This is a genomic window from Telluria aromaticivorans (assembly GCF_013003915.1).
GTDB classification, from domain to species: domain Bacteria; phylum Pseudomonadota; class Gammaproteobacteria; order Burkholderiales; family Burkholderiaceae_D; genus Telluria; species Telluria aromaticivorans.
Window position 1 is genome coordinate 822,722 of record NZ_JABAIV010000002.1, and the last position, 18,870, is coordinate 841,591.

Below are 18,870 nucleotides of genomic sequence, written 5' to 3' on the forward strand. Positions count from 1 at the left end.
GCTTATACCCGCTCGACGATGATGGCGATGCCCTGCCCCACGCCAATGCACATGGTGCACAGCGCGTAGCGGCCGCCGGTGCGGTGCAACTGGTTGACCGCGGTGGTCACCAGGCGGGCGCCGGAAGCGCCGAGCGGGTGGCCGAGCGCGATCGCGCCGCCGTTCGGGTTTACGTGGGCCGCATCGTCCGGCAGGCCGAGGTCGCGCGTTACGGCCAGGCCTTGTGCAGCAAACGCTTCGTTCAGTTCGATCACGTCCATCTGGTCGAGCCGCAGGCCGGTCTGGGCCAGCAACTTCTTCACCGCCGGCGCCGGGCCGAAGCCCATGATGCGCGGCGCCAGGCCGGCGGTGGCCATGCCGACGACGCGCGCGCGTGGCGTCAAACCATAGCGTGCGGCAGCATCGCCTGAGGCCAGCAGCAGTGCGCAGGCGCCGTCGTTCAGGCTCGACGCGTTGCCGGCGCTGACCGAGCCGTCCGGCGCGACCACGCCCTTTAGTTTGCCCAGTGCTTCCAGGCTGGTCTCGCGCGGCTGCTCGTCGGTGTCGAAGACGCGCGATTCACCGCCGCCGCTGCGCGAAGGCTTCCCGTGAATCGTGACCGGCACGATCTCTTCCTTGAAGAAGCCGGCGGCATGGGCCTGCGCCCAGCGCTGCTGGCTGCGCAGTGCGAATGCGTCCTGGTCCGCGCGGCTGATGTTGAATTCGCGCGCCACGTTCTCGGCAGTCTCCGGCATCGAATCGATGCCGTACTTCGCCTTCATCAGCGGATTGACGAAGCGCCAGCCCAAGGTGGTGTCCTCGATCTTGGCGGCGCGCGAGAAGGCGCTGTCGGCCTTGGCCATCACGAACGGTGCGCGGGTCATGCTCTCGACGCCGCCGGCGATAATCAGGTTCGCTTCGCCGGCGCGGATCGCACGCGCGGCGGTGCCGACGGCGTCCATGCCGGAACCGCACAGGCGGTTGATGGTATTGCCCGGAACTTCCTGCGGCAGCCCGGCCAGCAGCGCGGCCATGCGGCCGACATTGCGGTTGTCTTCGCCGGCCTGGTTGGCGCAGCCGTAGAACAGGTCATCGATGGCCGCCCAGTCAACGTCCTTGTTGCGGGCGATGAGGGCGGCGATCGGCAGCGCGCCCAGGTCGTCGGCGCGGACCGTCGACAGCGAACCGCCGTAGCGTCCGAATGGGGTGCGGATGGCGTCGCAGATGAAGGCGTCGTTCATGGAATCTCCTGGTTATTTAGTGTTTGGGACGCTTGTCGACCACCCGCCGGGCCTTGCCGGTCAGCGTGCGCTCGATGCCTTGCGGCGGCACCAGGGTCACGCGCGTGGTCACGCCCACATAGGTCTTGATACTGTGCTGGAGTTCGCGGGACAGCAGCTCCACGTCGCTCGATGACAGCGCACCGTCACGCAGTTCGCCCAGCACTTCGAGCGTATCGAGGTGGCCGTCGCGCGCCACCACCAGCTGGTATTGCGGTGCCAGCGCCGGTATTTTTAAAATGATCTCTTCGATCTGGCTCGGGAACACGTTCACGCCGCGGATGATCAGCATGTCGTCCGAGCGGCCCGTGATGCGCGCCATGCGGCGCATCGAGCGCGAGCTTGGCGGCAGCAGGCGGGTCAGGTCACGGGTGCGGTAGCGGATGACCGGCAGCGCTTCCTTGGACAGCGAGGTGAATACCAGCTCGCCTTCCGCGCCGTCCGGCAGCACTTCGCCGGTGTCCGGGACAATGATCTCGGGGTAGAAATGGTCTTCCCAGATCACCGGGCCATCCTTGCTCTCGATGCATTCGCTGGCCACGCCCGGGCCCATCACTTCGGACAGGCCGTAGATGTCGACCGCATCGATGCCGGCGCGGGTTTCGATTTCGCTGCGCATCGCATCGGTCCAGGGCTCGGCCCCAAAAATGCCGACCTTGAGCGAAGACTGAGCAGGGTCGATCCCCTGGCGCGTGAATTCCTCGATGATGTTCAGCATGTACGAGGGCGTGACCATGATGATCGAGGGCTTGAAATCCTGGATCAGCTGCACCTGCTTTTCGGTCTGGCCGCCCGACATCGGGATCACCGTGCAGCCGAGTTTTTCGGCGCCGTAGTGCGCGCCCAGGCCGCCGGTGAACAGGCCGTAGCCGTAGGAGATATGCACCATGTCGCCGGCACGGCCGCCGGCGGCGCGGATCGAGCGCGCGACCACGCCGGCCCAGGTGTCGATATCGCGCTGGGTGTAGCCGACCACGGTGGCCTTGCCGGTGGTACCGCTCGATGCGTGGATGCGCACCACCTGCTCGCGCGGCACCGCGAACAGGCCGAACGGGTAGTTGTCGCGCAGGGTCTTCTTGTCGGTGAACGGGAATTTCGCAAGGTCGCCCAGGGACTTGAGGTCTTCCGGATGCACGCCCGCCGCGTCGAAGGCGGCGCGGTAGTGCGGCACGTTTTCGTAGGCGTGATGCAGCGACCACTTCAGGCGCTCGAGCTGCAAGGCCTGCAGTTCGTCGCGGCTGGCGCGTTCGATCGGTTCCAGCTCGCCGGGAGCAGGGATTTTCTGGACCATCTCGACCTCCTGATTGTCTTGCGAAATGCTTATAGCTGGACTTCGGCCACCATGCCGCTGACGCGGTGCGACTTCCCACGGAACAGCGCCACCGTGCGGCCGTGCTGGTTGGTCACGGCGATGTCGTAGACGCCGGTCTTGCCCTGCAAGGCCTGCTCGACGCCTTCGGCCACCAGCACGTCGCCTTCGCGCCCCGGGGACAGGTAATCGATGGTGCAGCCGGCCCCCACGGTATTGTAGTTATGCGAGTTGCAGGCGAAGGCGAAGGCGCTGTCTGCCAGCATGAAGATATAGCCGCCGTGGCAGGTCGCATGCCCGTTGAGCATGTCGGCGCGTACCGGCATCGACATGCGCGCATATCCCGGGCGGATCTCATCGAGCGTCATGCCCAGCGCCTGCGTGGCCTGGTCGCGCTCGTACATGGTCTTGCCGGCCAGTTCGGCCAGCGCTTGCGCATTGCTATGCATGGAAGCGTGCTCCGTCGGGATTCGCGGCCAGCTTGCGGCGTAGCAGCGGCGACACGCGGTAGCGGTCTTCGCCATAGGTGGCGGCAAGGTTGGCCAGCACGGTGACGACCTGCTGCAGGCCGACGCTGTCGGCCCAGGCCAGCGGGCCGCGCGGGTAGTTGACGCCCTTCTGCATGGCGATATCGACGGCGCTGGCGCTGCACACGCCCTGGTTCACTGCATCGGCTGCCTCGTTGGCCAGCATGGCGACGGTGCGCATCACCAGCATGCCGGGCACGTCGTCGAAACGCGTGACGGCGAAACCGGCGGCCTGGAACATGCCGACGACCGCCTTGTAGGCTTCATCGCTGCACTGGTCGGCGCGCGCCAGCGCGACGCGGGTGGCCTTGGAGGCGTCAAGCAGCAGGTCATAGGTGACGGTGTCCGGATGCCAGCTTTCGGCGGCGCGCTCGGTGGCGCTGCGGCCGTCGCTCAGGTAAACGGCAGCGCCCTGGCATACGAAGCCCGGCGTGCAGTCCAGCGTTTCTTCACGCGGCAGGTCGAAGCCCGCGCTTGCCAGGCGTGCAGCCAGCGGTGCCAGCTGCGAGGATTCATTGCCGACAATAGACACCGACGCGGGCCGGGCTTGCGGCGCTTCCGTTTGCACGGCCGGCTTTTCGACGTTATCGCCGTAGCGGTAGAAGCCACGGCCCGTCTTGCGGCCGAGGAAGCCGGCGTTCACCAGCTCCTGCTGCAGGATCGAGGGCGTGAAGCGCGGGTCGCCGAAATAGGCGGCGTACACCGAATTCGTCACCGAGAAGTTCACGTCGTGGCCGATCAGGTCCATCAGCTCGAAAGGCCCCATGCGGAAGCCGCCGCAGTCACGCATCACGGCGTCCAGCGTGGCGTGGTCCGACGCGCCCTCCAGCAGGAGGCGCAGCGCTTCGGCGTAGTATGGGCGGGCGACGCGGTTGACGATGAAGCCGGGCGTGGATTTCGCATGCACCGGGTTCTTGCCCCAGGCTTGCGAGGTAGCGTAGACGGTGTCCGCGACGGCTTTGTCGGTGGCGATGCCGCTGATGACTTCGACCAACGCCATGAGCGGCACCGGGTTAAAGAAGTGCATGCCGACCAGCCGTTCCGGGCGGCGCAGCGGTGCGGCGATGGCGGTGACGGAGATCGACGAGGTGTTCGTCGCCAGGATGCAGTCGTCGCCGACGATGGCTTCCAGCTCAAGGAACAGCGCGCGCTTGGCATCGAGGTTCTCGACGATGGCTTCGACCACCAGCGCGGCTCCTTTCGCTTCCTGCAGCGTGGCGATGCGTTTCAAGCGCGCATGCGCCGCATCGGCGTCCGCCGCGCTCATGCGGCCTTTTTCCACCAGCTTGGCGTAGGTCTTGCCGATCTCCGCCACGGCCTTGTCGGCCGCCTCGATACGGGTATCGAACAGCAGCACCTCGTGACCGGCGCTGGCCGCCACCTGCGCAATGCCGGAGCCCATGGCGCCGCTGCCGACCACGGCGACGATGCTTCCCTTAGGGAGTGCCTGCATATCCTTACTCTCCCTTGAAGTGCGCCGGGCGCTTGGCGATGAAGGCGGCCACGCCTTCGCGGTAGTCGTGGGTGTAGCCCAGTTCGCGCATCATCTCGCCTTCCAGCTTGAGCTGTTCCGGCAGGGTGTTGGCATAGCTCGCGTTCAGCGCCTTCTTGGTAAAGGCCAGGCCGCGGGTTGCAGCGGCGGCGAAATGCTCGGCCATGGCCATGGCCTGGTCCATCAGCGCTTCGTCCGGGACGCAGGCCCAGATCAGGCCCCACTGCTCGGCCTTCTCGGCGCTGAGTTTATCGCCCAGCATGGCCAGGCCCGTGGCGCGTGCATGGCCGATCAGGCGCGGCAAATGCCAGGTGCCGCCGGTGTCCGGGATCAGACCGAGTTTGCAGAAGGCTTCGATGAAGCTGGCCGATTTCGCGGCCAGCACGATGTCGCAGGCCAGCGCCAGGTTGGCGCCGGCGCCGGCGGCCACGCCGTTGACGGCGCAGATGACCGGCATGGGTAGAGATTTAAGCGTCAGGACCAGCGGGGCGTAGAACTTCTCGACCGACTCACCGAGGTCGACGCCCCGGGCGCCCGGTTCGACGGCGCGATCCGACAGGTCTTGCCCGGCGCAGAAGCCGCGGCCGGCGCCGGTCAGGACCAGTACGCGGACCGATTTATCGGCCTGCAGTTTTTCCAGCGCGTCGCGCACTTCGAGGTGCATGGCCTGGGTGAAGCTGTTCAGGCGATCGGGGCGGTTCAGGGTCAGCAGGGCGATGCCGGCCTTGATGCTGAACTGGATGGATTCGTAGGTCATGGGTGTCTCCAAGGTCTTATTGTTTTTTGTTCGGCGAGCGAAAAAGACGAACGCGCAATCGAGAAGAAAATTCTATTGTTACCCTTAAAACCGTCGTTCCGGCGAAGGCCGGAACCCAATTTGACGTTCGTAGCAGACCAACGAAATTGGATCCCGGCCTTCGCCGGGATGACGGTCTTCAGGCGAGTGGTGCTAACGAAAGCTGCGGCTATTCAGCGATATCAAAATCGACGACCACCTTGTCGGTGATCGGAAAACTCTGGCAGCTCAACACGAACCCGCGTGCGACTTCGTAGTCTTCCAGCGCGTAGTTCACGTCCATCTCCACCTGGCCGTCGAGCACCTTGCAGCGGCAGGTCGAGCACACGCCGCCCTTGCACGAGTAGCGCATGTCGATGCCGGCGCGCAGGCCGGCGTCCAGCAGCGACTCCTTGTCCTTGTCCATCGTGAAGCTGGCGGCGCTGCCGTCCATGATCACGGTGACTTCGGTCAGGTGCTGCACCCCTGCCTCGATCTTGCGCGGCTTGTGCTCGTGCTTGGGGATGCTGGCGGCGAACAGCTCGATGCGGATCTTTTCTTTCGCCAGGCCGGCTTCCTGCAGCGAGCGCGAGACGCCGTGCATCATGTCTTCGGGGCCGCAGATGAAGGCGACGTCGATGTCGCGGATGTCGATCCAGTGGCGCAGGAAGTGGCCGCATTTTTCTTCGGTGATGCGGCCGTTGAACAGTTCGATGTCCTGCTGCTCGCGGCTCATCACATACACCAGCTTGAGCCGGTCCATGTAGCTGTCCTTGAGGTCAGTCAGCTCGTCGCGGAAGATCACGCTCGACGAGGCGCGGTTGCCGTAGACGATGGTGAAGCGGCTCTTCGGCTCGGCCAGCAAGGTGGTCTTCACGATCGACAGGATCGGCGTGATGCCGCTGCCGGCAGCAAAGGCCAGGTAGTGGCGCTCGCTCTCGGCATCTAACGGCACGTTGAAGTGGCCCATCGGCGGCATCACTTCCAGCGTGGCGCCGGGCTCGAGGTTTTCATTGGCCCAGGTCGAGAACAGGCCGCCGGTGGTGCGCTTGATCGCCACGCGCAGGCTGTCGTCCTGCACCGCGGAGCAGATCGAATAGGAACGGCGCACGTCTTCGCCGCCGATCATGGCGCGCAGGGTCAGGTGCTGGCCCTGCTGGTAGGCGAACTGCTGTTTCAGCTCGGGCGGCACGTCGAAGGTGACGGCGATGGCGTCGCGGGTCTCGTGCTTCACCTTGGCCACGGTGAGTGGGTAGAATTTGCTCATGATTCCTTCGGTGCTCTCAGTGGCACTTGAAATAATCGAAAGGCTCGCGGCAGTCGAGGCACTTGTACAGCGCCTTGCATGGCGTCGAGCCGAATTCGCTCGTCAATTGGGTATGCGGCGAGCCGCAATTCGGGCAGGAGACCTCGGGCGCGGCGCGGCGGCGGATGCCGGCATGCAGGCCGCTGATGTCGATCGCCTGCTGCACCGGCGGCGCGATGCCGTAGCCTTTCAGGGCGGCCTTGCCGGCTTCGCTCATCCAGTCGGTGGTCCAGGCGGGCGCCAGGCGGCTGACGATGCGCACGTTTTCGATGCCCTTCGCCAGCAGCGCTTCCTTCACCGAATCCGAAATCACCTGCATCGCCGGGCAGCCGGAATAGGTCGGCGTGATCGTCACCACGCAGGCGTCGCCGTCGAAAGCGACGTCACGCACGATGCCGAGGTCCACCACCGAGATGACCGGGATCTCCGGGTCGGCGACTTCGCCGAGCCAGCTCCAGACCTGTGCGGTGGTGACGCCCGGTGCGTTCATTACCACTGCGCTCCCGGATAGGCGCGCTGCAGGAACTGCATCTCGGCCAGGATGAAACCGAGGCGCTCGGTGTGCCGGCCTTGCTTGCCGCCGCGCTGCATCCAGGCATCCGGCGAAGGCATGACCAGGGTGGCTTCAGCAAGCACGTCGGCCAGGTGATCGAAGAACTGCTTGCGCAAAGCTTCCGCAGCCGGGGCGACGCCCTGCTCCACCATCGCGTTGTCGATGTCGTCGTAGAGGAACATCTCGCCGCTGTACATCCACAGCTCGTCCAGCGCGGTTTGCATCCTGGCGTGGCTGACATCGGTGCCGTCGCCCAGGCGCACCACCAGGTCGCCGGAGCGGCGCAGGTGGTAAGTGACTTCCTTGATCGACTTCTGGGCGATTTCCGCGATGCGCGGGTCGCTCGAACGGGTCAGGCCATCCATCAGGAAGTAGTGCCAGGTATCGAACAGGAACTGGCGCATCATGACGTCGGCATAGCTGCCGCCCGGCTGCTCCACCAGCTGGCAGTTGCGGTACTCGATCGCGTCGCGGTGGAAGGCCAGGCGGTCTTCGTCGCGGCCCTTGCCTTCCAGTTCGCCGGCATAGGTGAGCCACATGCGGGTCTGGCCCAGCAGGTCGAGCGCGACGTTGGACAGCGCCATGTCTTCTTCGAGGGCCGGGCCCTTGCCGCACAGCTGGCACAGCTGCTGGGACAGGATCAGGGCGTTGTCACCCTGGCGCAGCAGGTAGTCGATTTTTGCGTCCACGGCTGCGCTCACAGGTTCTTGACTTCTTCCGGCATCGGGAAGAAGGTCGGGTGGCGGTATACCTTGCTGTTGGCCGGCTCGAACAGCGCCTCTTTGTCGTTCGGGCTGCTGGCGACGATGTCGATGGCGCGCACGACCCAGATCGAGACGCCTTCGTTGCGGCGGGTGTAGACGTCGCGCGCGTTATTCACAGCCATCTCGGCGTCGGGTGCGTGCAGGCTGCCCACGTGCTTGTGGGCCAGGCCGTGCTGGCTGCGGATGAAGACTTCCCACAGGGGCCATTCTTTGCTCATTATTTTGTCTCCGTGTTGCGTGTGCGGTGGTGCGGGCGTGAGTTGAACGCGCGGTCGGCGGAGCCGACCACCCTACGCAACCCGCTTTGCAGCTTTCTTGTCGGCGTGAGCAACCAAAGCATCGCGGAACCACTCGCCGTCTTCATAGGCCTTGACGCGGGTGCGCAGGCGCTCGCGGTTGCAGGGGCCGTTGCCCTTCAGGACGTTCTGGAACTCGCTCCAGTCGATCGCGCCGAAGTCATACGACCCGCGTTCTGCGTTCCATTTCAGGTCGGGATCGGGCACCGTGAGGCCCAGGTATTCGATCTGCGGCACGGTCTGGTCGACCATGCGCTGGCGCAGTTCGTCGTTCGAGAACAGCTTGATGCGCCAGGCAGCGGACTGCGCGCTGTTCACCGATTCGGCGTCCGACGGGCCGAACATCATCAGGGAAGGCCACCACCAGCGGTTCAGCGCATCCTGCGCCATCGCCTTCTGCTCGGGCGAGCCTTTGGCGAGGCTCATCATGATGTCGTAGCCCTGGCGCGCATGGAAGGACTCTTCCTTGCAGACGCGGATCATGGCGCGCGCGTACGGACCGTACGAGCAGCGGCACAGCGGGATCTGGTTGATGATGGCCGAGCCGTCCACCAGCCAGCCGATGGCGCCCATATCGGCCCAGCTCAGGGTCGGGTAATTGAAGATGCTCGAATATTTCGCCTTGCCCGAATGGAGATTGGCGAGCAGCTCGTCGCGCGACACGCCCAGGGTTTCGGCGGCGCTGTACAGGTAGAGGCCGTGGCCGGCTTCGTCCTGGATCTTGGCCAGCAGGACCGACTTGCGCTTGAGCGTCGGCGCGCGCGTGACCCAGTTGCCCTCGGGGAGCTGGCCGACGATCTCGCTGTGCGCGTGCTGCGAAATCTGGCGGATCAGGGTCTTGCGGTAGGCGTCGGGCATCCAGTCCTTGGCCTCGATCTTGATGCCGGCATCGATGCGCGCCTGGAACGCCGCTTCTTCGGCGCTCATGTCCTCTTCGGTACGGACTTTCTTGAGTCCGGTCTCCACCATCTGTGCGTACATGTTGGTTCTCCGTTTGCAAACCTATCGAATCCATAATACGATACAAAAAATCAGATGTACACCGAAATTTTGAATCATATTGCGAAGAATCCCATGCAACCAGGCTCAAGCGGCGAATGGATCGCCCACCTCCTCGCGAGCGACCCGCCGCGCCATAAATCGCTGGTGATGACGCTGTGCGGCGACGCCATCGCCCCGCACGGCGGCGCCTTCTGGCTGGGCAGCATGATCGAGCTGCTTAGCCCGCTCGGCGTGTCCGACCGGCTGGTGCGCACCAGCGTGTTCCGCCTGGTGCAGGAAGGCTGGCTGATTGCCAGCCGCGAGGGTCGGCGCAGCCGCTACGTGCTGGCGCCGCAAGCCCTGCCGCGCTTCGAGCGCGCCAACCGCCGCATCTATGCGGCGCCGGGCCTGCACTGGGACGGCCGCTGGAGCTTCGTGCTGGCCCCGAACGGCAGCATCGACGCCGACCTGCGCACCCTGCTGCGCAAGGAACTGGAATGGGAAGGCTTCGCCATGCTGGCCACCGGCGTAATGGCGCACCCGGCGCCCGACCGCGACACCCTGCGCGAGATCCTGGCGCGCACCGGGGCCACCGGCAAGGTATTCGTGTTCGAGGCGGCCGAGCTGCCCGGCGCCGGTTCGCGCCCGCTGCCCGAGCTGGTGGGCGACGGCTGGGACCTGTCCGGCGTCATCGCCAGCTACCGCCAGTTCATCGACACTTTCACGCCGGTGCTGGCGCGGCTGGCTGAAAACCCCGGCATCAAGCCGCAGGACGCCTTCGCCATCCGCTCGCCGCTGATCCACGCCTACCGCCGCGTGCAGCTGCACGATCCGATGCTGCCGGTGGAGCTGCTGCCTGACCCATGGCCGGGCTCGGATGCCTATGAGCTCGCCAGGAACATCTACCGGCTCACCTACGCGCAGGCCGAGCTGCACATCATGGCCAAACTGTTGGAGGAAGATGACACTACCCCGGGCGCCAGCAGCGATTTCCATGACCGCTTCGGCGGCTTGGACTGAGCCTTGCGGTATCATCACCGTTTTCGACATCACCCAACAACAGGACATACCATGTCTATCAAGATCAGCAGCCAGTTCGACGGCGGCGCCATCGAGATCGTGAACGCCACGAGCGCGAACGCCATCGACCTGAACATCCGCAAGGACTCGCACGCCGAGATCATCCAGTGGTTCTATTTCCGCCTGCAAGGCGCCCAGGGTGAAGCGTGCACGATCCGCTTCCTGAACGCCGGCCAGGCCGCCTATCCGGCCGGCTGGGAAGGCTACCAGGCCATGGCCAGCTACGACCGCGTGAACTGGTTCCGCGTGCCGACCAGCTTCGACGGCGACGTCATGACGATCGAGCACACCCCGGGCATGGACAGCGTCTACTACGCCTATTTCGAGCCGTATTCGTGGGAACGCCACCTGGAGCTGCTCGACCGCGCCCAGATGTCCGAGAACGTGCGCATGCTCGACCTGGGCTCGACTGTCGACGGCCGCGACCTGAACATGCTGGTCATCGGCGAATCCTCCCCTGAAAAGAAAAAAGTCTGGGTCATCGCACGCCAGCACCCGGGAGAGACGATGGCCGAATGGTTCGTCGAAGGCATGCTCGATGCCCTGCTCGACCCGGCCCACCCGTTCGGCCGCCAGCTGCTGAACGAAGCGGTGTTCTACGTGGTGCCGAACATGAACCCGGACGGCTCGGTGCGCGGCAACCTGCGCACCAACGCGGCCGGCGCCAACCTGAACCGCGAGTGGATGAACCCGACCATGGAGCGCAGCCCGGAAGTCTTCCTGGTGCGGCAGAAGATGCACGAGGTCGGCGTTGACATGTGCCTGGACGTGCACGGCGACGAAGGCCTGCCTTACGTGTTCGTGGCCGGCAGCGAATCCCTGCCGACCTTCAGCGCCCTGCAAGCCGCGGCGCAGCAGCGCTTCATCGACGATTTCAAGATCGCCAGCCCGGACTTCCAGGATGTGCACGGCTACGGCCAGACCCCGTACACCGAAGAGACCCTGACCATGGGTTCGCCGCATATCACCCACACTTTCGGCTGCCTGTCGCTTACGCTGGAACTGCCGTTCAAGGACAACGCCAACGACCCGGACCCGCTGGTGGGCTGGGACGGCGCCCGCAGCGCACGCCTGGGCGCCTCGGTGCTGCAGCCGGTGCTCAATACCGTGCGCTCGCTGCGCAACAAGTAAAGGACGGGCCACCATGACCGTATTCGCCGCATCCGTGTTCGACGCCACCGTCGTGTTCGAGGGCCAGGAACTGTTCAAGGGCCAGGGCTCGGCCAAGGCCTGGGCCGAGAAGGTCGCCAAGGAGCTCGAGACCGAGGTCACTGTGGAAAAGGTCGGCACCGGCTGGGTCTTGAAGGCCACGGTGGATGGCGAGCCGCGCACCTGGGGGATTTTCGGGCAGCGGCTCAGCAGGATCGAGCAGGTGGGCTGAGGCCCGGCCACTGCGCACCGCCCTCCATAGCCCCGGTCTTCCGGGGCTTTTTTTCGTACAAACAACACCGGGTGGCCGGGCGCATATGCAAAGAGCATGGTTACAACGGCGGGTGCATTATTTTCTAGACAATTATTGTTGATTCGGAGATAGTTCCGAGCTCATTTATTGACGAATTATCATGCGCGACCTGCCCAGCCCCCCGACCTATTCCACGTTTGCTTCCTCCGGCACGATGTCCGGCTCGGCGGCCTCCGCAGTCGACACCACCGAACCCGTCCTCATCGGCCGGCCGGAGGGCAATTCCCATCTGGTCGATGGCAAGCTCGTGTTCACCTTCAGCGAAGATGTTCGCGCAGGCTCGGGCTACCTGAACGTGCTGGCGGGGATGAATTCTGTTTTCTCGGGTCCGACCTACATGAACATGGGGATCTGGATAACCGGAAATACCCTGACCCTGACGCCCGAAAGCCCCTTGCAATACGCAACCACCTATCGGGTGACCTTCAGTATCGACGCCATTCAGGATGTCGCGGGCAATAAACTCGGCGGCGAAAATCACCCTGGGCTGACCTTCGAGTTCACCACCGGAGCCAGTCCGGCCGCCATCGACCGTACCGGCACCGCCGGCGGCGAAATCCTGTACGGCAGCGACTTCGCCGACAAGCTCGACGGCGGCGCAGGCAGCGACGTGCTGTACGGCCTCGCGGGCGACGACGTGCTCGATGGCGGCCACGTGCAGGCCTCGTACGACGGCGACAGGCTCGATGGCGGGGCCGGCAACGACATCCTGCGTGGCGGCACCGGAAGCGACCAGCTCAACGGGGGTAGCGGCAATGACCAGCTCGACGGCGGCGCTGGCGATGATTTCCTGTCCGACTACGAGGGCCACAACACGCTTGCCGGCGGTGATGGCGACGACAATCTCTTGACCGGATCTGGCACGACCGGCACGCTCGACGGCGGCGAAGGTAAGGACCGACTGTCGGGCCAGGACGGCGTGGTCATGAAGGGCGGCAATGGCGATGACACGATCAGCATTTACCTGGGGCCGACCAACTTGTCCAGCCAGGTCGACGGCGGCGCCGGCAACGACCAGCTGGAGATTCATTTCAAGGCGGGCAGCAACGCACAGGTCGAGCTCGTCGGCGGCGCTGGCATTGACACGTATACCTTCACCGAATACGGCACATCGGAGGCCGGCACGCAGACGCGCATCCTCGATTTTACAGCTGGCACAGGTGGAGACCGCCTGAACATCCAAGGACTGCTGCCGCCCGGCTACGCGATCAATCCGTTTGCCGAAGGCAGCCTGCGCCTAATCGCGCAAGGCGACGACACGCTGCTGCAACGGCGCTTGCCGGGCGAAGGCGCCGGCTACCAGACCATGCTCGCACTGGCCGGGGTCCAGCCCAACGCGTTCAATTCCGCCAATTTTGTGGGCGATCTCGACCCGAATGGCTCGACGCAGGGGCTGACCCTGGTCGGCAACGCGTTGGCCGATACGCTGCAGGGCGGCATCCTGGACGACACGCTCCAGGGCATGGGTGGCGACGACCGCCTGTACGGCAACAGCGGCAACGACCTGCTCGAGGGCGGCGCTGGCAAGGACGAACTGCGTGGCGACGAAGGAAATGACTGGCTCGACGGCGGTGACCAGGACGACACGCTCACCGGCGGCAATGGCAGCGATCGGCTGATCGGCGGTCTGGGCAATGACATGCTCAACGAAGTCTATACATCTGCCGGCCATAACGTTCTCGAGGGCGGCGCTGGCAACGACCGCCTGCATGTCGCGAGCCGCGGCACCAATATGCTCGACGGCGGGAGCGGCGATGACGAACTGCTGAGCGAGGGCGGCAACAACACCCTGCTCGGGGGCGAAGGCAACGATACGCTGCGCGTGTCCGGGGCCTTGAACGAGCAGCTGGTGCTCGACGGCGGCGCCGGCAAGGATATCCTGGCCATCGTGGTGTCCGATTTGTCCACAGACGTGGTCGCGCGCGGCGGCATCGACGCCGATATCTTCCGCATCGAAGCCGTCGGCAGCACCGTGAAGATCGTCGATTTCAACATTGCCGAGGGTGACCAGCTGGATTTGCGTGCATTCGCGCCCTTCGATGGGGAAGGCAATCCCTTTGGCAGCGCCGGCATGCTGAAACTGGAGCAGGTGGGCCTCGATACCTTGCTCTATGCCGACACCGATGGCGCGGCGTTCGCCTGGCAACCCTTCAGGCTGGCCGCCACGCTGGTCGGCGTCGACGCCGCGTCACTGACGGCAGCCAGTTTCGTGGGCGGCTACCGTCCAGATGGCAGCAATGTCGGCCAGGTCATGACGGGGTCGGAAGGGATCGACAGCCTGCGCGGCAGCATGCTGGACGACGTGATAGGCGGCCTGGGCGGCGCCGACACCATCGACGGCGACAAAGGCAACGACCTGATCGAGGGCGGCGACGAGGAAGGAACCGCGGGCGATACGCTGTACGGCGGCACCGGGAACGACACAATCCGCGGCGGCAAGGGCTGGGACAATCTGCAGGGCGGCGCAGGCGACGACCTGCTCGAAGGCGGCGACGGCAACGACACCCTTGCCGGGGGCGCCGGTGCCAACACGCTGCGCGGCGGCGCCGGAGACGACATCCTGAGCGCACTGGCCGGCTCGACCGGCTCGTTCAATGGCGGCGAGGGCAACGACCGCCTGTTCGTCATCGGCGCGATCGACCTCACCGGCGGCGCCGGGGCCGATACCTTCATGGTCTCGGCCGACGCCATGCTGCCCGGCACGGGGCCGGCCGCGCGTGTCACCGACTTCAAGACCGGCTTCGGGGGGGACCTGATCGACGTCACGGCACTGCTGCCCTTTGGCTATCAGGGCAATCCCTTCGTGGACGGCAGCCTGCGCCTGCTTCCCCAAGCCATGGACACCCTGCTGCAGATCCGCAAGGCGGGCGAGCCTGGCGTTTACCAGACCCTGCTGCAACTCGCTAGTGTCCGGCCGGACCAGCTCAAATCCGCCAACTTTGTCGGCGGATTCGATCCATCGACCGCGACCAAGGGCATCACGCTCACCGGCACCGGTAATGCCGACATCCTGGCCGGCGCCGCGCTCGACGACACCTTGTACGGCCTCGCAGGCAGCGACCGGCTCGAAGGCCTCGACGGCAGCGACCTACTCGACGGCGGTGACGGCGACGATTTCCTGTATGGCGGCGCCGGTGGCGACCGTTTGATCGGAGGCGCGGGCAATGACTGGATCAACGAGGCGTCGTTCCCGGGAGGCGACGACATCCTGGAAGGCGGCGCGGGCAACGATCACCTGTCCGTGGCGGGCGCTGGCACCAACCAGCTCGACGGCGGCAGCGGCGATGACGACTTGAGCAGCAGCGGCGGCAACGATACCCTGCTCGGCGGCGAAGGCAACGACCTGCTGCTCGCTTGGGACCTCGGCGCCGGTGTCCATTCCGTCCAGCTCGATGGAGGCGCCGGCAAAGACCAGCTGCGCATATACAGTTCGAATCCCAAGGCCAGCATCACTGCCTTGGGCGGCGCCGGTGCCGACCTGTTCCAGTTGTACGTGACCGGTGCCAGCGTGCGCATCGCCGACTTCAGCACTACCGATGGCGACCAGCTCGACCTCGGCAAACTGTTCCCTGAACAATTGAGCGGCAATCCCTTCGGCGCCGCGGGCTACCTGAAACTGGAACAGTCGGGGAGCGATACCCTACTTCTGCTTGACAGCGACGGCGCGGCCGGGACCGTTGATGCTTTCCGCCTGATTGCCACGCTCGCGGGAGTCGACGCCGCCTCATTAAGCCGGTCCAATATCGTCGGATCCTATCATCCTGGGGGCAGCAACCTCGGCGACACCATCACCGGCACTGCAGGGCGGGACACGCTCAGCGGTGGCGGCCTCGACGACATCCTACGCGGCCTCGGCGATACCGATCAGATCCAGGGGAATGGAGGTGACGACCTGATCGAGGGAGGCGACGAACTTGTTTACGGCGACTATTTGCTTGGTGGATCGGGAAACGACACCATCCACGGCGGCATGGGCAATGACACCCTGATTGGCGGCACCGGCAACGATACGCTCGAGGGCGGCGAAGGCGATGACACGCTGGAAGGAGATGCTCCGGATACCCATGGAGGCGACGACACCCTCTCTGGCGGCGAAGGCAAGGACAGGTTGGTCGACGAGTTCGGCGGCGGGATCATGGACGGCGGCGCCGACGATGATGTCATCATGGCCGGCGCCTTGGGGTTCAGCATTTACGCGGGGACTGGCCGCATGGCCGTTTTCGGTGGCAGCGGCAATGACGTCATCAATGCCGCGCTCAGCGTAGAGCGCATCGATGCTGGCAGCGGCAACGATACGATCGGCTTGTATGCGTATTACGATGGCGGGAACACGCAAACCTTGCTGGTCAGCGCCGGTGACGGCGACGACCGGCTGACCCTGGGGGCGGCGCAGGCCAACATCCTTCGCCCGGTCGAGGCCACCGGCGGCGCCGGCCGGGATACCTATGGCTTTGCCCATGCCTTCCACCTGCCCTTGTTGACCGTCACCGATTTCCAGGCTGGCGCCGCCGGCGACATCCTCGACGTGTACTCGCTGGTTGCCTATCCTTTCAGCGACGCTAACCCGTTCGGCGCAATCGGCATGCTGCAGATGATCCAGCGCGGCGCCGACGCCGTGCTGCAACGTGACATGGACGGCGCGGACGGCCCGCAGGGCTGGATCGACACCGCCGTGCTGCGCAACACGGCGATCGAAGCGCTAACCGGCGACAACTTCAGCGAAGGCGCGCGACCCGACGGCTCGCTCGAGGGCCTGGCGCTTACTGGCACGCGGGTGCATGACGAGATGCGCGGCGGGCGCCTGCATGACCGTCTCTACGGGGCCGACGGCAGCGACTGGATATTTGGAGAGGGAGGCAGCGATCTCCTGTACGGAGATGGAGGCAACGACTTCATGTCTGGGGGCCGTGGCGACGACCAGATGTGGGGCGGGGATGGCAACGACGAGATGTCGGGCGATTACGGCAGCGACCGGCTCGACGGCGGCGCCGGCGACGACCGGCTGTTCACCTCCGAGGGTGCAGGCAGCATCCTGCTCGGAGGGGATGGCAACGACCTCCTGGCGAGTCATGGCACCGGCTCGACCTTGGACGGCGGCGCCGGCGACGACACGATCCGGGTGCATACGCCCTACGGCGGCACCAATAGCCCCAGCACCGTGACGGTCCACGGTGGTGCAGGCAACGACCACATCGCGATCTGGGCCTCCGCGCTTGCGTACATCAAGGTGGTCGCGGACGGCGGCGACGGCAGCGACACCTATGTTGTCGACCAGCGCCAGCCAGGCGGCTTGACCATCCTGGATTTCCAGGCCGGCGAAGGCGGCGACGTGTTCGACCTGAACAATCTGCTCGGCTCGTCCTGGGATGCGGTCAAGCCGAATCCCTTCTCTGCAGGAGGCCTGCTCAAGGTTGTACAGCGCGGCGCGGACACGGTGGTGCAGCTGCGTGTGGATAACGCAGGCAATTACGAAGACCTGGTCACCCTGGCCGGCGTCGACAAGACGCTCTTGGGTGCGGCGAACGTCGCCATGGGCTTCAACCCGGACGGCAGCACGAATGGCCGCTCGATGCAGGGCACCGCGCAAGCAGACCGCCTCACTGGCGGCTGGCTCAACGATGTCATCAACGGCGGCGCCGGCGACGACATCCTGCAGGACGGCGTCGGCAACGACAACCTGCTCGGGGGCGACGGCAACGACACGCTAGACGCCGACCTGCTGGGCGACTTCCCCTACGGTTTTTACACCGCGGCGACGGGCGACGACATCCTTGAGGGCGGAGCCGGCAACGACGAACTCTCCAGCCACTGGGGGAACGACGTGCTGCGCGGTGGCGACGGCAACGACACCCTGCGCCTGGACTGGCATTTCATCGAGGGCGTACGCCACGAGCGCGTCGCCCTGTACGGCGATGCCGGCGACGACCTGTTCGCCATCCGCCACGACGCCGGTGCCGACGTGCGCGTTACGGTCGAAGGCGGCGCGGGCAGGGATACCTTCTCGTCGAGCTGGCTGCCATCCGTGGGCTCGCTCACCATCCTCGATTTCAAGGCCGGCGCCGGCGGCGACCGGATTGCCGTGGAACCGCTGGGTATCGACCTGAAGACGGTGGCGGACCCCTTCGGCAGGGGCTACCTGCGCCTGTTCCAGAGCGGCGCCAACACGCTGCTGCAGGTCGACGGCGACGGCGCCGGCAACCAGCAGGGCTTCAAGACGGCCATGGTCCTGCAAGGCATCAACGCTGCAACGATCACGGCGGACAACTTCGTCGAAGCGGTGACGCCTGGGGTGTACGTCGCGCCGCCCCCACCGCCACCGCCACCGCCATCTCCGCCTCCGCCGCCGCCGCCCCCTCCTCCTCCACCGCCGCCAGTGGTGACGGCCCCGCCGGTCACCAGCGTCGGCAGCGCCGGCGACGAAACGCTCACCGGCGGCGCGGGCAACGATCGCCTCGACGGTGGTGCCGGCAACGACGTGCTGGTCGGCGGCGCGGGCAGCGATACGCTGATCGGCGGCGACGGCATGGACAGCGCCCGCTACAGCGGCGCCGCCAGCAACTACACGGTCACGCGCGATGCCGGCGGCTTCAAGGTGGTCGACAAGCGCACCACGGGCGACGGCAGCGACACCCTGCAAGGCGTCGAACGCCTGGCATTTGCCGACGGCGCCATGGCCCTCGACATCGACGGCGTCGCCGGCCAGGCCTTCCGCATCTACCGCGCTGCGTTCGATCGCACACCCGACCTGGGCGGCATGGGCTTCTGGCTCTCCAGTATGGACAAGGGCGCCACGGTCTACGACCTGGCCGTCGGCTTCGTCGCCTCGAAGGAGTTCGCCGACCTGTACGGCGCGGCGCCCACCAATGCGGAACTGGTCACGCGCCTGTACACCAACATCCTGCACCGCGCGCCGGAAGCGGCGGGCTACGCCTACTGGCTGGATATCCTGGACAGCAAGAAGGCCGACCTAGTGGGGGTGCTGGCGATGATCAGCGAGAGCGGCGAGAACGTGGATGGGGTGGCAGAACTGATCGCGAACGGGATTCCGTTCACGCCTTACGGCTGA

Annotated in this window: 14 protein-coding genes; 4 read left to right on the forward strand and 10 right to left on the reverse strand. The window is 65.6% G+C overall.

Going from position 1 to position 18,870, the window contains the following annotated elements; all coding sequences use genetic code 11:
* Positions 1-2: 2 nt before the first annotated feature.
* From pcaF to paaA, 10 genes are all read right to left on the reverse strand, one after another.
* On the reverse strand, positions 3-1,220 hold the full coding sequence (pcaF, locus tag HGB41_RS09025) for a 3-oxoadipyl-CoA thiolase (protein WP_171083310.1): 1,218 nt from the start codon (positions 1,218-1,220) through the stop codon (positions 3-5).
* Between the two features lie 16 nt (positions 1,221-1,236).
* Positions 1,237-2,550 (reverse strand): phenylacetate--CoA ligase PaaK, encoded by a 1,314-nt coding sequence (gene paaK, locus HGB41_RS09030; RefSeq protein WP_171083311.1) that lies wholly within the window; start codon positions 2,548-2,550, stop codon positions 1,237-1,239.
* Positions 2,551-2,579: 29 nt separating this feature from the next.
* Entirely contained in the window at positions 2,580-3,017 is a 438-nt protein-coding gene (gene paaI / locus HGB41_RS09035) for a hydroxyphenylacetyl-CoA thioesterase PaaI (RefSeq protein ID WP_171083313.1), read from the reverse strand.
* Positions 3,010-4,548 (reverse strand): 3-hydroxyacyl-CoA dehydrogenase PaaH, encoded by a 1,539-nt coding sequence (paaH, locus tag HGB41_RS09040; protein WP_171083315.1) that lies wholly within the window; start codon positions 4,546-4,548, stop codon positions 3,010-3,012. The genes paaI and paaH overlap by 8 nt, the downstream gene beginning before the upstream one ends.
* Before the next feature lie 4 nt (positions 4,549-4,552).
* Positions 4,553-5,344: a 2-(1,2-epoxy-1,2-dihydrophenyl)acetyl-CoA isomerase PaaG gene (gene paaG, locus HGB41_RS09045; RefSeq protein ID WP_171083317.1), complete on the reverse strand. Its 792-nt coding sequence runs from the start codon at positions 5,342-5,344 to the stop codon at positions 4,553-4,555.
* A gap of 208 nt (positions 5,345-5,552) precedes the next feature.
* Complete coding sequence (gene paaE / locus HGB41_RS09050; protein WP_171083319.1) at positions 5,553-6,629, reverse strand: 1,2-phenylacetyl-CoA epoxidase subunit PaaE; 1,077 nt, start codon at positions 6,627-6,629, stop codon at positions 5,553-5,555.
* A gap of 16 nt (positions 6,630-6,645) precedes the next feature.
* Positions 6,646-7,158 carry a 1,2-phenylacetyl-CoA epoxidase subunit PaaD gene (gene paaD, locus HGB41_RS09055; protein ID WP_171083321.1) on the reverse strand — a complete coding sequence of 171 codons (513 nt, stop codon included), beginning with the start codon at positions 7,156-7,158 and terminating at the stop codon, positions 6,646-6,648.
* On the reverse strand, positions 7,158-7,910 hold the full coding sequence (paaC, locus tag HGB41_RS09060; protein ID WP_171083323.1) for a 1,2-phenylacetyl-CoA epoxidase subunit PaaC: 753 nt from the start codon (positions 7,908-7,910) through the stop codon (positions 7,158-7,160). Before paaC ends, paaD begins: the two co-directional genes overlap by 1 nt.
* Before the next feature lie 8 nt (positions 7,911-7,918).
* Positions 7,919-8,203: a 1,2-phenylacetyl-CoA epoxidase subunit PaaB gene (gene paaB / locus HGB41_RS09065; protein ID WP_171083342.1), complete on the reverse strand. Its 285-nt coding sequence runs from the start codon at positions 8,201-8,203 to the stop codon at positions 7,919-7,921.
* A gap of 72 nt (positions 8,204-8,275) precedes the next feature.
* Entirely contained in the window at positions 8,276-9,262 is a 987-nt protein-coding gene (gene paaA / locus HGB41_RS09070; RefSeq protein WP_171083344.1) for a 1,2-phenylacetyl-CoA epoxidase subunit PaaA, read from the reverse strand.
* 93 nt (positions 9,263-9,355) lie between these two features.
* On the opposite strand from paaA, the gene paaX reads away from it, so the two are divergent.
* From paaX to HGB41_RS23450, 4 genes are all read left to right on the forward strand, one after another.
* Positions 9,356-10,282 (forward strand): phenylacetic acid degradation operon negative regulatory protein PaaX, encoded by a 927-nt coding sequence (paaX, locus tag HGB41_RS09075; protein WP_171083346.1) that lies wholly within the window; start codon positions 9,356-9,358, stop codon positions 10,280-10,282.
* Between the two features lie 51 nt (positions 10,283-10,333).
* The gene (locus HGB41_RS09080) at positions 10,334-11,473 is read left to right on the forward strand and encodes a M14 family metallopeptidase (protein WP_171083348.1); all 1,140 of its coding nucleotides are present in this window, start codon (positions 10,334-10,336) and stop codon (positions 11,471-11,473) included.
* Between the two features lie 13 nt (positions 11,474-11,486).
* On the forward strand, positions 11,487-11,723 hold the full coding sequence (locus tag HGB41_RS09085) for a hypothetical protein (protein ID WP_171083350.1): 237 nt from the start codon (positions 11,487-11,489) through the stop codon (positions 11,721-11,723).
* 181 nt (positions 11,724-11,904) lie between these two features.
* Positions 11,905-18,870 (forward strand): type I secretion C-terminal target domain-containing protein, encoded by a 6,966-nt coding sequence (locus HGB41_RS23450; protein ID WP_171083352.1) that lies wholly within the window; start codon positions 11,905-11,907, stop codon positions 18,868-18,870.

Coding starts and splice junctions, on each gene's coding strand:
- paaE (WP_171083319.1), bottom strand. CDS start 6,629: ATGAGCAAATTCTACCCACTCACCGTGGCCAAGGTGAAGCACGAGACC.
- pcaF (WP_171083310.1), bottom strand. CDS start 1,220: ATGAACGACGCCTTCATCTGCGACGCCATCCGCACCCCATTCGGACGC.
- paaX (WP_171083346.1), top strand. CDS start 9,356: ATGCAACCAGGCTCAAGCGGCGAATGGATCGCCCACCTCCTCGCGAGC.
- paaI (WP_171083313.1), bottom strand. CDS start 3,017: ATGCATAGCAATGCGCAAGCGCTGGCCGAACTGGCCGGCAAGACCATG.
- paaB (WP_171083342.1), bottom strand. CDS start 8,203: ATGAGCAAAGAATGGCCCCTGTGGGAAGTCTTCATCCGCAGCCAGCAC.
- paaH (WP_171083315.1), bottom strand. CDS start 4,548: ATGCAGGCACTCCCTAAGGGAAGCATCGTCGCCGTGGTCGGCAGCGGC.
- paaG (WP_171083317.1), bottom strand. CDS start 5,344: ATGACCTACGAATCCATCCAGTTCAGCATCAAGGCCGGCATCGCCCTG.
- paaK (WP_171083311.1), bottom strand. CDS start 2,550: ATGGTCCAGAAAATCCCTGCTCCCGGCGAGCTGGAACCGATCGAACGC.
- HGB41_RS09080 (WP_171083348.1), top strand. CDS start 10,334: ATGTCTATCAAGATCAGCAGCCAGTTCGACGGCGGCGCCATCGAGATC.
- paaA (WP_171083344.1), bottom strand. CDS start 9,262: ATGTACGCACAGATGGTGGAGACCGGACTCAAGAAAGTCCGTACCGAA.
- HGB41_RS23450 (WP_171083352.1), top strand. CDS start 11,905: ATGCGCGACCTGCCCAGCCCCCCGACCTATTCCACGTTTGCTTCCTCC.
- paaD (WP_171083321.1), bottom strand. CDS start 7,158: ATGAACGCACCGGGCGTCACCACCGCACAGGTCTGGAGCTGGCTCGGC.
- HGB41_RS09085 (WP_171083350.1), top strand. CDS start 11,487: ATGACCGTATTCGCCGCATCCGTGTTCGACGCCACCGTCGTGTTCGAG.